Source organism: Mycolicibacter terrae (assembly GCF_010727125.1).
Lineage (GTDB): Bacteria > Actinomycetota > Actinomycetes > Mycobacteriales > Mycobacteriaceae > Mycobacterium > Mycobacterium terrae.
This window is the reverse complement of the sequence record NZ_AP022564.1, coordinates 1,130,412-1,144,104: the sequence shown is the minus strand read 5'-3', so window position 1 is coordinate 1,144,104 and position 13,693 is coordinate 1,130,412. Positions and strand designations below refer to the sequence as shown.

The following is a 13,693-nucleotide window of genomic DNA, read 5'->3' as shown; positions in this document are numbered from 1 at the left end:
TCCGAGGAAGGAGCCACCCACCATGACAACAAGCACGCAGGCGACGGTCCCCATCGTCGGCTACCTCACGCTCACCGATCCCCCGCACCTCACCGTGACCGTCTGCACGGACTGCGACGCCTACTACTTCGACCGGCGCGACGGCTGCGCGTCCTGCTTCGGGACGTCATTTTCCACCCGGGCGGTCTCACCCACCGGCACGTTGGAGACGTTCACCGTGGTCGAAGTCGCCGCACCCGGAACGCCGGTGCCCTACATCGCCGGCGTCGTCGACTGTGACGGGATTTCGGTGCGCGCCAACATCGTCAATGTCGAGGCGAGCGTCGATTCGGTCCAGCTCGGGATGCAGTTGCGTCTCACCAGTTTTCCCATTGGTGAAGACGATGAAGGAACGATGGCGATCGGTTTCGGATTCGAACCGATTCCGGACGGGGAGGACGGCCGATGAACGGTGACATCTGGATCCTGGGCATTGCGATGACCAAATTCGGCAAACGCCCCGACCGTGACGCCGTCGGGCTCGGCTTCGACGCGGCTCATGCCGCACTTGCCGACGCGGGGATCAGCGTCGCCGATGTCGATGTCATGGCCGCCGGGAATCTGTTGGGCAACCCCGGTTTCGGGCAGGCGGTCCAGAAGCAACTCGGCCAGACGGGCATCCCGGTGTTCAACGTGGCCAACGCCTGTGCCACCGGCGCGACCGCGTTGCGCACGGCGATTTTGGCCATCAAGGCCGGTGAGGCCGACCTCGGGCTCGCGGTCGGCGCCGAGAAGCTGGCCGGTGCAGGCATGTTGGGTGCCGCAGCCAAGCAGCGCGGCGGTCCCAAAACCTGGCAACCCGGTGGTCGCCTGGACGCCGTCACCGGCGTGGAAGGCCGGATCGGCACCGATCTGATGCCCGGCGTCTTCGCCCAGATCGGGATGCAGTATCTGCGTCGGCACGACTATGGCGGCGTGCCGCTGGACCTGTTCGCCCGGATCAGCGAGAAGAACCACAGCCATTCGACGCGCAATCCGCTGGCCGCGCATACCAAGGCGATGTCTGCCGAGCAGATCATGAACGACGTCATGATCGCCTACCCCAACACCCGGCCGATGTGCTCGGCCAACTGTGACGGCGCCGCCGCGGCGGTGCTGGTCAGCGACGAACGGCTGCAACGGCTCTCGCCCGAACAGCGCCGGCGTGCGGTGAAGATCAGCGCGTCGGTGCTGACCACCGATCCGTGGGAAGAGGCCTGCCAGGTGCTGCCCAACGTCAACACCGTGACCCGCAATGCCGCGACGCAGGCTTATGAGCAGGCCGGGCTCGGCCCCGCCGATCTGGACCTGGTCGAGCTGCACGACTGCTTCGCCACCGCCGAGCTGGTGCACTACGACAACCTGGGACTGTGCGAGCCCGGCGGGGCCGTGGAGTTCTTCGACAGCGGAGCCACCTGGCGCGACGGGAGGCTGCCGGTGAACGTCTCCGGTGGCCTGCAATCCAAAGGCCATCCGATCGCGGCCACCGGTATCGCCAACGTCTGGGAGATCTGCCAGCACCTGCGCGACGAAGCCGGCGATCGGCAGATCGCGGGGGCCCGGGTCGGCCTGGCCCACGTGATCGGGCTGGGATCGACCTGCGGTATCCACATCCTGGAGAAAGCGGCATGACGGTCTCGGCCGAGCGGGCCGCCCCGGCGGCGCTGGCCGAGCGGGTCGGCCACACCATGATCATCACCATCAACCGGCCCGAGGCACGCAACGCGGTCAACAGTGCGGTCAGCACCGCGGTCGGCGACGCCCTCGCCGAAGCCCAGCACGACCCCACGGTGCGGGCGGTGGTGCTGACCGGCGCCGGCGACCGGTCGTTTTGCGCGGGCGCCGATCTCAAGGCGATATCCCGCGGCGAGAACCTCTACCACCCCGACCACAGCGAGTGGGGCTTCGCCGGATACGCCCGGCACTTCATCGACAAACCGACCATCGCCGCCGTCAACGGGACCGCACTCGGCGGCGGGACCGAGTTGGTGCTGGCCAGCGACCTGGCCGTCGCCGCGCCGACGGCGACCTTCGGTCTACCCGAGGTGAAACGCGGCTTGTTGGCCGCGGCCGGCGGGGTGTTCCGCATCGTCGAGCAGCTTCCGCGCAAACGCGCGATGGAGCTGATCTTCACCGGCGAGGCGATCACGGCCGCCGACGCCGCCGAACTCGGCCTACTCAACGCGGTCGCACCCGACCCGCTGCGGGCCGCTCTCGAGCTCGCCGAACGGATCGTGGGCAACGCACCACTGTCGGTGCAGGCGAGCAAGCGGGTGGCGCTGGGCGCCGACGACGGAATCGTCGCCGGCGAGAACAGTTGTTGGGAGCGCACCGCCCGGGAGTACGCGGCGCTCAAATGCTCCGACGACGCCAAGGAGGGCCCGCGCGCGTTCGCCGAGAAACGGCCGCCGGTCTGGACCGCGCGGTGACCGGCGCCGCCGGAGTCGTTCCCTCGATTCGCCGCTGATCAATCCGGCAGGACATCCCTGCCCAGGGTGCGGGCGAGTTCGTCGTAGACGGCCCGCAGGGCGGCGGGATCGAAGGGGCGCTGGGTCACCTGCATCCCCGCCAGCGTCGCAAGCGCGATGGTGGCGTAGACGTCGGCTTTCTCCTGCGGGATTCCGTGTCGCCGCAGCGATTCCGCGAGGCCGCCGTGCCGCAGGCGGTCGACCCGCTGCTGGGCGGCGGCCACCCGCGGGTTGATGGTGCCCCAGGCACGAAAAGCGGCTTCGGCGCCGTGCGGCAGGCTGATCGCGAACTCCGCCTGTTTGTTGATCTGGGACCGCAGATCGTGCGACAGGGACTTTGCGATGAGGTCTCGACTGTAGTGCTGTTCCCAGTAGGCCAAGAGCTGAGCGACGAAATCATCGAAGCTTTCGAAGTGGTGGTAAAAGGATCCCCGCGTCACACCCATCCGACTGCAGAGGCCGGCAGCGGTCAGAGCGGGAAACCCGGACTCCTGCAGCACGGTCATCGCCTCCCGGAAGTAATCCGAGGCGGTGTGCCTGTTCGACACGGCAGGCAGCCCGGGAACCGCTATTGCGCCGTCACCAGTCCCGCGCACACGGCGGGTTGTCACCGAGTCCGCACATTCCGTTGTGCAGGTAGCTCGGTACCTCTGGTTGGGTGGTGTCGGCGTGCATGTTCACCACCGCAAAGCCGAGGAACAGCACCACCATCGCCACATTGAAGACAGCCCCTAGCGCCAGCACACGGATGAAGGTGCGCCCCCTGGTGATCTTCAGACGGTCGAGGCCACGATCGGTGAAGAAGTGGTCGTTCGCATCGCGGAAGCAGTACACGACCGCGATCAGCCCGACCACGCCGCAGCCGAAGGCGACCCCTTCGTAGAGCGGGAACTGATAGTTGGCGCCGGCGAACAGCGAGAAAGTTCCGTCGACCCACATGTAGCGGTCCACTCCCTGCGACAGGGTGATCAACTCACCGCCGACGTCCTGGGCGAACATCAGAATCATCAGGATGGCGATCAGCCCGGCGCGGTTGATCCGCGGCATCCGTCGGCGAACCCACTTCAGGCAGGCGTCGATGGCGAGCATGTTGGCCGGTACAAAGAGCATGTAGGTCCCGAGCGTCCAGAAGACCGGTTGCGGGTTCACCCCGCCGTTGTCGATCCAGCCGGGGATGAACTCACCCCAGCTGCCGAAGTTCCAGAAGTGAGAGTTGTAGGAGAAGACCGGGCGAATCGCGTTGACCAGCGGATCCTGCCAGGCCGTCAGGACGAAGGCCAGCGCCACGATTGCCACCGGTGGAAGCTTGCCGTCGCGTAGCCGCTTGCGGACCACCCAGGTGACGAAAATGATGCTGCCACCGATGCTCAGCACATCCCAGAACCGGACCCACAGCATGTTGGTTCCGTCGTCCGGGCCCGGCATCGCGCGATGAAAGCTGTCGGAGGTGACCCACCGCCCGAAGACGTAGACCTCGAGCAGCAAGAACAGTGCTCCGAGCCGGGCCAGCCACACCACCCGCGGCGAATCCGAACCGGCATCGCCCAGGCCCCGGTTCGCCTCGCCCTCGCTGAGGGCGTCCGGAGCATTCGTCGTCGTCATCGCGCAATCGTTCCTTCCATACAGGGGTGTATGGTCTAGAACAGTAGCCTTAATTACGAATGCCGACAAGGCTTCTGGGAAAGAAAGATCCCGTCGCGGGCGGTACTGCGAAACTCCTGGCACGACGGCCGGGTTGGCGACCCGGACCTCATCAGCGCGGCGCCATGCGCAGGGCGCCGTCCAGCCGAATCGTCTCCCCGTTGACGAACGGGTTCTCGATCAGGCTCACCGCCAGGTGCGCGTAGTCCGCGGCGTCGCCAAGGCGCTTGGGGTGGGGAATCGCCTCGGCGAGGCCCTGCCGGATGTCATCGCGGAGTCGCGAGAGCATGGCGGTGTCGAAAGTTCCGGGCGCGATGGTGTTGACCCTGATCTGGTGCGATGCCAGGTCGCGCGCTGCCACCAACGTGATGCCGTGCACGCCGGCCTTGGCGGCGGCATACGACGTCTGCCCGATCTGCCCGTCGAACGCCGCCACCGATGCCGTCATCACGATCGCGCCCCGGTCGCCATCGAGCAGCTCGTTGCCGGCCATCCGGGCCGCTGCCAGCCGCAGAACATTGTAGGTGCCAACGAGGTTCACTCGGATCACTTCGGCGAAGCTGTCGACGTCGGCCGGCGTGCGCTCCTTGTCCAGGATGCGCAACCGGTCCCCGCCCCGTCCGGCGCAGTGCACCACCGCGCGCAGCGGCCCGGCCTGCACTGCCGCGTCCAGCGCCGCGTTGACCGCGTCGGTGTCGGTGATGTCGGCCGGCACGAACCGGGTTGCGCCACCGATCTGCTCGGCCCGGCACGCCCCTTCCGAGGACGGCAGGTCGACCATCACCACCGTGGCACCCTTGTCGGCCAGCCGGGCGGCGGTCGCCAGCCCCAACCCGGACGCCGCCCCGGTCACCAGCGTGGATATCCCCTCGATGTGCATGTTGTCTCCTCAGAGTCCGAGCGACTTGGCGATGATTGATTTCATGACTTCACTGGTCCCGCCATAGATGCGGGACACTCGCGCGTCGGCGTAGAGCCGCGCAATGGGCAGATCGGTGATGTAGCCGTACCCGCCGAAGAGCTGCAGGCAGCGGTCGGCCACCCGGCCCTGCATCTCGGTGACGAACAACTTGACCCGAGCAGCGTCGGCTCCGCTCAACTGCCCGTCGACCAGATCGAGTACCGCGCGGTCGATCATCGCCTGCGCGGCTTCCAGTTCTGCGCTCATCCCGGCCAGCTCGAATTTCGTGTTCTGGAAACTGGCAACAGTTGTCCCGAAGACCTCGCGGCCGCGCACGTAGTCCAAGGTCAGCTCAACCGCGGCGCCGGCCTGCGCCATGGCACCGACCGCGATGGCCAGCCGCTCTTGAGCAAGGTTGTGCCCCAGGTAGCCGAATGCCCTGCCTTCCTCGCCGAGTAGGTTGGCCACCGGCACGCGGGTGTCGTGGAACGACAACTCGACGGTGTCCTGCACGTGCAAACCAAGTTTCGGCAGCCGGCGTCCCTTGGCGAATCCGGGCGTGTCCGCCTCGACGACGATCAGGCTGAGCCCGGCCCGGCGGTCGGCGTCGTCGACGGAGGTACGGGCCAGCACGATCACCAGGTCGGCCAGCCCGCCACCGGTGATGAAGGTCTTGGCGCCGTTGATGATGTAGTGGTCCCCGTCGCGGACCGCACGGGCGCTCACCCCGGCCAGGTCCGAACCCGTGCCCGGCTCGGTCATGGCGATGGCGGTGAGCAGCCGACCGGACGCGATGCCCGGAAACCATCTGTCGCGCTGTTCATCGTTGCTGTAGGTGAGGAAATACGGTGCGATCACGTCGGTCTGGGTGCGCAGCGTGCCCAGCGTCACGTGGGCGCGCGCGGCCTCCTCCTGCACCACCATGTTGTAGCGGTAGTCCGCGATCCCGGCTCCACCGTAGGCAGGGTCGAAAGCCATTCCCTGCACTCCGATCCCGGCGATCTCAGCGAAGAATTCGCGCGGCACCGACTCCTCGGCCAGCCAGCGGGGGTACTCCGGAACCACCTTGCGCGCCAGGAATTCCCGCACCACGGCCCGGAACTGGTCATGCTCGGACTCGAACAATGTCCGCCGCATCGCCTAGCCGATCAACTCGACGACGGTCGCGTTGGCGGTACCCCCGCCTTCGCACATGGTCTGCAGGCCGTAACGCAGGCCCCGGTCGCGCATGTGATGGATCAAACGGGTCATCAGGATTGCACCGGACGCCCCCAGCGGGTGGCCCACTGCGATCGCCCCGCCCAGGGGGTTGATACGCTCCGGCTCCACGCCAAGCTCCATCGCCCATGCCAGCGGCACCGACGCGAACGCCTCGTTGACCTCGAACACACCGATCTCATCGAGCCGGATCCCCGTGCGGCGCAACACGGCTTGGGTCGCCGGAATGGGCGCGGTGAGCATCAGCACGGGATCAGCCCCGGCGACGGCGCCACCGCGGTATCGCACCAACGGGACCAGGCCCAGTTCGTGGGCCTTCTGCGGAGTGGTCACCAATAACGCCGCGGCACCATCGGAGATCTGCGACGAGTTGCCGGCGTGGATCACCCCGTCGTCGGTGAACGACGGTTTGAGTTTGGCCAAGGATGCCGGGGTGGTACCGCGGCGCAGGCCTTCGTCGACGGAGAACACTCCCGCCGGCGTGGTGATCGCGACGGTCTGGCTGTCGAACGCCGCGGTATCGATGGCACGGGCGGCGTGCTCATGGGACTGCGAAGCAAAGCGATCCAGGTCTGTGCGGGTCAGGCCCCACTTGGCCGCCACGGCTTCGGCGCTGAGTCCTTGATTGAACGAGAAGTCGTCGAACCGTTTCATCACCCGCGGACCGTAGGGAAATCCGCTTTGTCGGGTCACGCCCAACGGCAGCCGGCTCATCGACTCCACCCCGCCGGCCACCACGACGTCGCAGGCACCGGCGGCGACGGAATGCGCGGCGAAGTCGAGAGCCTGCTGACTCGATCCGCAGGCCCGATTGACCGTAGTGCCGGGAATGCCGACGGGCCAGCCCGCCGCCAGTACGGCGAAGCGGGCGATATTGCTCGACTGGTCCCCGACCTGCGAAACGCAGCCCCAGATGACGTCGTCGACGAGTGCGGGATCGAGGCCGGTGCGGGTGGCCAACGCGGTCAGCACATCGGCGGAAAGATCCACCGGATGCACCTCGGCCAGTGCGCCGCCCCGCTTACCGATCGCGGTCCGCACCGCGTCGACGATCACTACTTCACGCATGACACCCTGTCTTAATCATTTAGTACTTGACTCCGCTTGCACCGCACTGACCATGTGGTTGACCGGGCGCAGCTTGCCATGTTCCTGACCATGCTATCTAATCGTACAAAACAGTATACGATTTGGAGCATCAGGTGATGGACTCAACAGCAGCCCGGGACGCGGTCATCGTCGGCGCGGTGCGGTCACCGATCGGCCGCCGCAACGGGGCGCTGGCGGCCATAGCCGCTGGTGAACTGTCCGCCCATGTACTGCGCGCGTTGGCCGACCGCACCGGCCTCGATCCCGCACTCGTCGACGACGTCATCTGGGGCTGCGTCGGCCAGGTCGGCGAACAGACCGGCAACATCGGCCGGCACGCCGTGCTGGCGGCCGGCTGGCCCGAGGCGGTTCCGGCCACCACGGTCGACCGCCAGTGCGGGTCGTCCCAACAGGCCGTGCACTTCGCCGCGGCCGGGCTCATATCAGGCCAGTACGACATGGCGGTGGCCGGCGGCGTAGAGATGATGAGCCGGGTGCCGATGGGGGCGTCGCGCGGCGTCGATGTCGGTGACCCGATGACCGAGTCGGAGCGCAAACGCTATCGCGTCGATCAGTTCCACCAGGGTCTCGGCGCCGAGATGATCGCGCAGCGGTGGTCGTTGGCCCGAGGCCGCCTCGATGAATTCGGGGCCGAGAGTCACCGCCGGGCCGCCCAGGCCATCGACGACGGGGCCTTCACCGACGAGATCGTTCCGGTCGTGCTGCCGGACGGGAGCCGGGCCGACACCGACGGTGGGGTGCGCCGCGACACCAGCGTGGCCAAACTCGGCACCCTGAAACCGGCGTTTCGCCCCGACGGCGTCATCACCGCGGGAACGTCGTCTCAGATCAGCGACGGCGCGGCAGCGCTGCTGCTGACCACCTCCGAGAAGGCCCGGCAGCTGGGCCTGCGACCCTGGGCGCGCATCCACACCGCGGTGGTCGCCGGTGACGATCCGGTGTCGATGCTCACGGCCCCGATCCCGGCAACCGCCAAAGCGCTGGCGCGTAGCGGCCTTTCACTTTCCGACATCGGCACCTTCGAGGTCAACGAGGCTTTCGCGTCGGTGGTGCTGGCATGGTTGACCGAGACCGGCGCGGCCGAGAAGCTGACCAACCCCGACGGCGGCGCGATCGCGCTGGGGCACCCGCTGGGCTGCTCCGGGGCCCGGCTGATGACCACGATGGTGCACCGGATGCGCCGCGACGGAACCAGATTCGGGCTGCAGACGATGTGTGAGGGCGGCGGAATGGCCAACGCGACGATACTCGAACTGCTGTGAGTCTCCAATCACGCGAGGTATTCGACGCCAGCCAAACCATGCCCACCACCGTCAATGAGGTGCTGCAGCTGAAACCCCTTCCGCACGACCGCTTTTCCGCGGAACCGGTCAGCAGCACCGGACGCCGCACCATCTACGGCGGGCAAGTCGCCGCCCAAGCGCTGCGGGCGGCAAGCCTCACCGTGGCAGACGGCCGGGTTGCTCACTCGATGCACGCCTACTTCCTGCGGGCCGGCGACGCCAGCCGGCCGATCGAACTGCGGGTCGAACGCGACCGCGACGGAGGCCGATACTCCGGTCGCCGGGTATCGGCGCTACAGGACGATGCGGTGATCCTGTCGCTGGCGTGTTCGTTCGCCCGTCCGAAGCAGGGCGCCGAATTCCAAGCGGTACAGCTGCCGAAGGTTCAGCCCCCCGGTGAGCTCACGACGTATCAGTTGAACGCCTCGCGCACCTTCGACCTGGAAGCCCGGGTCCCGCAGGATCCCGATCCGTGGTACCGCTGGCCGGCCCGGCTGTGGCTGCGGATCCGCAACACGTTGCCGGAGGACCCCAACGTGCGCGCCTGCGGCGTGGTGTTCCTGTCGGATCTGTGCACCGGGCTGTCCCGGGCCCCACAGGTGGAAAAGGCCGGACTGATGCCCAGCCTCGACCATGCGGTGTGGCTGCACCGCGCCGGAAATCCGAATGACTGGTTATTGGTGGACCTCAACCCGCTCGGCACCTCCGGGGGCCGTGGCATCTATTCCGGGCATATCTTCGACGAAGGTGGTGCGCTGCTGGCCAGCCTGACCCAGGAGTCGTTGTTCGACGTCCCCCACGACGCCTCCGATCAGCGTTGAATCATGGAAGCGCCACTGAAAGGCATTCGCACCGTGGAACTCTCGGGTATCGGCCCCAGCCGGTACTGCGGGATGCTACTGGCCGAGCTGGGCGCCGACGTCGTCCTGGTCACCCGGCCCGGTGAGGCCCCGCGCCGCGCCGATTCGGTCGTCGGGCGCGGCCGGCGGTCGGTCGTGGCCGATCTCAAGACCACCGAGGGACGCGAGGCCGTACTGGCTCTGATCGACGACGCCGATCTGCTCATCGAGCCATACCGGCCCGGTGTCGCCGAACGGCTCGGGATCGGACCGGACGTGTGCCTGGGGCGCAATCCCGGTCTCATCTACGGACGGATCACCGGGTGGGGCCAGGACGGGCCCCTGGCGGCCACCGCCGGCCACGACATCAACTACATCGCCATCACCGGGGTGCTGCACTCCATCGGACGCGCCGGCGGCCCGCCACAACCGCCGCTGAACCTGGTGGGCGATTTCGGCGCCGGCACCATGTTCCTGCTCACAGGGATGCTGGCCGCGCTGCACCAGCGGGATCGGACCGGCGCCGGCTCGGTGATCGACGCCTCGATCACCGACGGCACGCTGTCCCTGGCGGGATTCATCCTGGGGCTGCGCAACGAAGGCAAATGGTCCGACGACCGCGGGTCCAACCTGCTCGACACCGGTGCGCCGTACTACGACGTGTATCAGACGGCCGACGAGCTGTGGATGGCCGTCGGGGCGATCGAACCGCAGTTCTTCTCGGAACTCTTGCGGCTGCTGGCAATCGACGACGCGCCACCCCAGGATGATCGAGCACAGTGGCCTCGGCTGCGCACTCTGATCGCGGACAGGTTCCGGCAACGCACCCGCGACCAGTGGACCCTGGTCTTCGCCGGTACCAACGCCTGCGTCGCCCCGGTCCTCACGTTCGCCGAGGCCGCCGGGCACCCGCACATCCGCGCGCGGGGCTCGCTCATCGAATCGGACGGCCGGCTGTTTCCCGCGCCGACGCCACGCATCACCGGATGACCGCGCCCGTCCTGTTCCGACAACTCCCCAATTGAATCCCTAAATCAGTATCCTTTAGGATACGATCATGCGATGGGACGTAGCCCGAGCGCTCCGGCCATGACAGCGGATGTCACCGTGGACAGTCCGTTTCTGCCGGCTGATGACAACTTCCACGACCCGCCCGACGCCGACCCGTATTGGGCCGAGACGACCTGGTGGTCCTTCAACATCCCCGAGCGCGCACTCGGGGGCTGGCTGCACGCGACGTTCAACACCAACCGCGGCACCGTGACCTGGCGGGTGTACGTGTGGGATCCCACCGGTGCGCGCCCCGAGGACCTGCGTTACTTCCGGATGGCCACCGAGGTACCGATGAGCGATCCGGCTCCCGACCTCCGCGACATCACCATTCCCGACGGCGGTTTCAGCGTCCGGGTGCTGCGCCCGATGCGCGACTACCGGATCGAATACGCCGATCCGACGGCTGATTTCGCGGTCACCCTGACCTTCGAAGGCATCCACGATCCGCGGCGTTGCACTCCGGGCGAGCCACCGTTCATGGAACACACCCACTTCGACCAGGTCGGCCACGTCACCGGCGAGCTTGTCCTGGGCGGCGAGCCAGTGGCAATCGACTGTTACTCGGTCCGCGACCGCTCGTGGGCGCCGCGCGGCGGGCCACCACGGGCCAGACCGGCCAATGCTTCCGGCGACACCAGCCGGGTGCGTGATCCCGGAGGGCCGATGTGGCGTCAGATCGAGCGGGAAAAAGGGCGGGGCCGTATCCAATACATCTTCGGCCATGCCGATGACCAGACCGGCTTCCTGGCGTTCGTCCGGGTCCCGGACGGCGACGCCGCCGGCTGGTCACCGCTCAACCACGGGTGGTTGCTGCGGGATGGACGGTTCGAATTGCTCGACAAGACCGCCAGCCGGATGAGGAACTACCGGGATCCGGTCACCGGCTGGAGCGCGCAGATGGACGTACAGCTCACCGATACGGCAGGTCGCACCATGACCGCCGAGGGTTTCTCGGTCAGTCACATCTGTGAGCGCGGCGGCGGCAGCACAGCGCTGATGCGCTGGGAGTTCGACGGCCGGATCGGCTGGGGGGAAGACCAGGACATCTGGAACCCCAAACATTTCGCCCGAATGCTCGCAGCGCTGCACGCTGTGCGCTGAGGGTCTGAGATCCCCAGGAGAGGCACGTGACTGGACCATTCGACGGTGTTCGCGTCATCGAGGTCGCCTCGTGGACATTCGTGCCGGGCGCGGGTGCCATCATGGCCGACCTGGGTGCCGACGTGATCAAGGTCGAGCCGCCCACCGGCGATCCACAACGTGGACTGCGCAACGGACTCAACGCCGACGAGTCCGCCCCGAACCCATTCCTGCAGGTGCCCAATCGCGGCAAGCGCAGCATCACACTCGACCTCAGCGCCCCGGCGGGGCTGGCCATACTGCGGCGGCTGACCAAATCCTCCGACGTGCTGCTCACCAGCTATCTGCCCAAGGTTCGCGCCAAACTCGGTATCGACATCGCGGATCTGCGTCCGCTCAACCCCCGGCTGATCTATGTCTGCGGATCCGGTTGGGGCAGCGGCGGTCCGCTGGCTGACACCGGTGGATTCGATTCCGCCGCAGCGTGGTCGGCCGCCGGGATCCAGTACAAGCTCACCCCGCCCGGCGCCGACGAGCCGGTCCCGCAACCGGCCGCGTTCTTCGATCTGCAGGGATCCAGCGCGATCGCCGGGGCGGTCGCGATGGCCCTGTTCCGCCGCGAACGCACCGGAACAGGCGGAACCGTCGACGTCTCGTTGCTTGCCACCGGAATGTGGACCATGAGCCCCGATCTGACAGCTAGCGCCGCCGGGTCGGGCGAGCTGCCCCGGCCGAACCGGCGTGACGCACCCAACCCGATAGTGAACACCTATCGCACTCAAGACGACCGGTGGATCAACCTGGTGTGCCTGCAGGCGGACCGGTTCTGGCCCGAGCTGTGCGAACTGCTGAACCGGCCGGAACTGGCTGTCGATCCCCGATTCCGTGACACCCCTGCCCGGTTCGCCAATCGGGTGGCATGCATCGCCGAGCTGGATCGCGCCTTTTTCGCCCGACCGCTCGCCGAATGGCGAGGCGTGCTCGCCGGCTTCTCCGGGGTATGGTCAGCGGCAGCGACCTTCGAGGAGGTCTGCCAGAGCGAGCAAGTCGCCGACAACGGGTACCTGCCGGAGATCACCGGCGCCGACGGTCGCCCCTTCCGCGTGGTAGCCCCGCCCTATCAATTCGACGGTGTGCCGACGGCGCCGGCCGGCCCGGCACCCGAAATCGGCCAGCACACTGAGGAAGTGCTGCTCGAATTCGGCATGGACTGGGATGAGATCAGCGACCTCCGCGACGGCGGAGCGCTGGGTTGACGGCCATGTCAGACAAAGAGGTCGATCACCGTCTCCCGGGCGAGGTCGCCCCACAGCATCTTGCGGCCGGCGCGGTCCATATGAGCGCTCCAGAACGTCCGCGCCTGGGCGGCCTCGCCGGCCTCGATCAGATTGGTCAACTTGGTGAACACCCGAATCGTCTGCTTGAACTGCTTTTCGATCTCAGCGGCGTCGGTCGACGTCGTCACCGCACGCGCCATGTGGCGGGTGATCACCTCGCGCAGCACCGCACCGAACAACGCCAGCGTGGTGTTTCCGGACCGCTCCAGGATGAGGTCGTGAAACCGGAATGCGGCCGCCGACCACTCATTGAAGTCGGCCTGTTCCACCCCGTCGTTGACCAGCACCGCCAGCGCTCCGGCGGCTGTCCGCAGATCGTTCACGTCAGCCGGGGTCGCACGGGCGGCGAGCATTTCCACCGCCGCCGGTTCGAGCACTTTCCGCGCGTCGTACACATCGGCCAGCGTGGTGCCTGACATCTGCAGCAGCAGACCGAAATCGCGCGCCGCCACCGAGATGTCCGGCGAGGACACCAGGACGCCGCCGCGCGATCCGCGCCGCACCACGATCAACGATTCGCTCTCCAGGATGCGGAACGCTTCGCGCAGGGTCGGCCGAGAAACCCCGAACTGCTTGACCAATTCGACCTCGGTAGGCAGCGCGTCGCCTTTTTTCAGGACACCACGAACGATCCGGCTGCGCAGTTCGTCGGCGATGAGCTCGGCGGTTTTGGGAACCCGCACCAGCTTCTTCGCCTCGCCGTTCGCACCGATACCTGCAACCATTGCGCCACCGCCCACCCATC

14 protein-coding genes are annotated in these 13,693 nt (G+C 67.3%); 8 read left to right on the top strand and 6 right to left on the bottom strand.

Going from position 1 to position 13,693, the window contains the following annotated elements; all coding sequences use genetic code 11:
- The first annotated feature begins 22 nt into the window (after nucleotides 1-22).
- Genes G6N23_RS05555 through G6N23_RS05545 form a run of 3 tightly spaced genes read left to right on the top strand, consistent with a single transcriptional unit; the run spans nucleotide 23 to nucleotide 2,447 of the window.
- Nucleotides 23-448: a Zn-ribbon domain-containing OB-fold protein gene (locus G6N23_RS05555; protein ID WP_085259053.1), complete on the top strand. Its 426-nt coding sequence runs from the start codon at nucleotides 23-25 to the stop codon at nucleotides 446-448.
- Nucleotides 445-1,650 carry a thiolase family protein gene (locus G6N23_RS05550; RefSeq protein WP_085259054.1) on the top strand — a complete coding sequence of 402 codons (1,206 nt, stop codon included), beginning with the start codon at nucleotides 445-447 and terminating at the stop codon, nucleotides 1,648-1,650. Before G6N23_RS05555 ends, G6N23_RS05550 begins: the two co-directional genes overlap by 4 nt.
- Complete coding sequence (locus G6N23_RS05545) at nucleotides 1,647-2,447, top strand: enoyl-CoA hydratase-related protein (protein WP_085259055.1); 801 nt, start codon at nucleotides 1,647-1,649, stop codon at nucleotides 2,445-2,447. The genes G6N23_RS05550 and G6N23_RS05545 overlap by 4 nt, the downstream gene beginning before the upstream one ends.
- A 38-nt stretch (nucleotides 2,448-2,485) precedes the next feature.
- Here the strand turns inward: G6N23_RS05545 and G6N23_RS05540 are convergent, their stop codons facing one another.
- From G6N23_RS05540 to G6N23_RS05520, 5 genes are all read right to left on the bottom strand, one after another.
- On the bottom strand, nucleotides 2,486-3,034 hold the full coding sequence (locus tag G6N23_RS05540; RefSeq protein WP_234808461.1) for a TetR/AcrR family transcriptional regulator: 549 nt from the start codon (nucleotides 3,032-3,034) through the stop codon (nucleotides 2,486-2,488).
- A 31-nt stretch (nucleotides 3,035-3,065) separates the two neighbouring features.
- Nucleotides 3,066-4,088, bottom strand: coding sequence for a spirocyclase AveC family protein (locus G6N23_RS05535; RefSeq protein ID WP_157997537.1), 1,023 nt, complete (start codon nucleotides 4,086-4,088; stop codon nucleotides 3,066-3,068).
- Nucleotides 4,089-4,239: 151 nt separating this feature from the next.
- Nucleotides 4,240-5,007, bottom strand: coding sequence for an SDR family NAD(P)-dependent oxidoreductase (locus tag G6N23_RS05530; RefSeq protein WP_085259056.1), 768 nt, complete (start codon nucleotides 5,005-5,007; stop codon nucleotides 4,240-4,242).
- 9 nt (nucleotides 5,008-5,016) lie between these two features.
- Nucleotides 5,017-6,165 carry an acyl-CoA dehydrogenase family protein gene (locus G6N23_RS05525; protein WP_085259057.1) on the bottom strand — a complete coding sequence of 383 codons (1,149 nt, stop codon included), beginning with the start codon at nucleotides 6,163-6,165 and terminating at the stop codon, nucleotides 5,017-5,019.
- Nucleotides 6,166-6,168: 3 nt separating this feature from the next.
- On the bottom strand, nucleotides 6,169-7,314 hold the full coding sequence (locus G6N23_RS05520) for a thiolase family protein (RefSeq protein WP_085259058.1): 1,146 nt from the start codon (nucleotides 7,312-7,314) through the stop codon (nucleotides 6,169-6,171).
- Nucleotides 7,315-7,451: 137 nt separating this feature from the next.
- Between G6N23_RS05520 and G6N23_RS05515 the strand changes: the two genes are divergently transcribed.
- From G6N23_RS05515 to G6N23_RS05495, 5 genes are all read left to right on the top strand, one after another.
- Nucleotides 7,452-8,618, top strand: coding sequence for a thiolase family protein (locus G6N23_RS05515; protein WP_085259059.1), 1,167 nt, complete (start codon nucleotides 7,452-7,454; stop codon nucleotides 8,616-8,618).
- Nucleotides 8,615-9,460, top strand: coding sequence for an acyl-CoA thioesterase (locus G6N23_RS05510; protein ID WP_234808462.1), 846 nt, complete (start codon nucleotides 8,615-8,617; stop codon nucleotides 9,458-9,460). The genes G6N23_RS05515 and G6N23_RS05510 overlap by 4 nt, the downstream gene beginning before the upstream one ends.
- Nucleotides 9,461-9,463: 3 nt before the next feature.
- Nucleotides 9,464-10,468: a CaiB/BaiF CoA transferase family protein gene (locus G6N23_RS05505; RefSeq protein ID WP_085259061.1), complete on the top strand. Its 1,005-nt coding sequence runs from the start codon at nucleotides 9,464-9,466 to the stop codon at nucleotides 10,466-10,468.
- 72 nt (nucleotides 10,469-10,540) lie between these two features.
- Nucleotides 10,541-11,632, top strand: a complete 1,092-nt coding sequence (locus G6N23_RS05500; protein ID WP_085259062.1) for a DUF7064 domain-containing protein — start codon at nucleotides 10,541-10,543, stop codon at nucleotides 11,630-11,632.
- A 26-nt stretch (nucleotides 11,633-11,658) separates the two neighbouring features.
- Nucleotides 11,659-12,867 carry a CaiB/BaiF CoA transferase family protein gene (locus G6N23_RS05495; protein WP_085259063.1) on the top strand — a complete coding sequence of 403 codons (1,209 nt, stop codon included), beginning with the start codon at nucleotides 11,659-11,661 and terminating at the stop codon, nucleotides 12,865-12,867.
- Nucleotides 12,868-12,875: 8 nt separating this feature from the next.
- Here G6N23_RS05495 and G6N23_RS05490 read toward each other — a convergent pair whose 3' ends face one another.
- Nucleotides 12,876-13,673: a FadR/GntR family transcriptional regulator gene (locus tag G6N23_RS05490; protein WP_085259064.1), complete on the bottom strand. Its 798-nt coding sequence runs from the start codon at nucleotides 13,671-13,673 to the stop codon at nucleotides 12,876-12,878.
- Nucleotides 13,674-13,693: the final 20 nt, after the last annotated feature.

Excerpts from the sequence above, each read along its gene's own strand:
- G6N23_RS05555 (WP_085259053.1), top strand. The coding sequence starts at position 23 with ATGACAACAAGCACGCAGGCGACGGTCCCCATCGTCGGCTACCTCACG.
- G6N23_RS05550 (WP_085259054.1), top strand. The coding sequence starts at position 445 with ATGAACGGTGACATCTGGATCCTGGGCATTGCGATGACCAAATTCGGC.
- G6N23_RS05545 (WP_085259055.1), top strand. The coding sequence starts at position 1,647 with ATGACGGTCTCGGCCGAGCGGGCCGCCCCGGCGGCGCTGGCCGAGCGG.
- G6N23_RS05535 (WP_157997537.1), bottom strand. The coding sequence starts at position 4,088 with ATGACGACGACGAATGCTCCGGACGCCCTCAGCGAGGGCGAGGCGAAC.
- G6N23_RS05530 (WP_085259056.1), bottom strand. The coding sequence starts at position 5,007 with ATGCACATCGAGGGGATATCCACGCTGGTGACCGGGGCGGCGTCCGGG.
- G6N23_RS05525 (WP_085259057.1), bottom strand. The coding sequence starts at position 6,165 with ATGCGGCGGACATTGTTCGAGTCCGAGCATGACCAGTTCCGGGCCGTG.
- G6N23_RS05520 (WP_085259058.1), bottom strand. The coding sequence starts at position 7,314 with ATGCGTGAAGTAGTGATCGTCGACGCGGTGCGGACCGCGATCGGTAAG.
- G6N23_RS05515 (WP_085259059.1), top strand. The coding sequence starts at position 7,452 with ATGGACTCAACAGCAGCCCGGGACGCGGTCATCGTCGGCGCGGTGCGG.
- G6N23_RS05505 (WP_085259061.1), top strand. The coding sequence starts at position 9,464 with ATGGAAGCGCCACTGAAAGGCATTCGCACCGTGGAACTCTCGGGTATC.
- G6N23_RS05500 (WP_085259062.1), top strand. The coding sequence starts at position 10,541 with ATGGGACGTAGCCCGAGCGCTCCGGCCATGACAGCGGATGTCACCGTG.
- G6N23_RS05490 (WP_085259064.1), bottom strand. The coding sequence starts at position 13,673 with ATGGTTGCAGGTATCGGTGCGAACGGCGAGGCGAAGAAGCTGGTGCGG.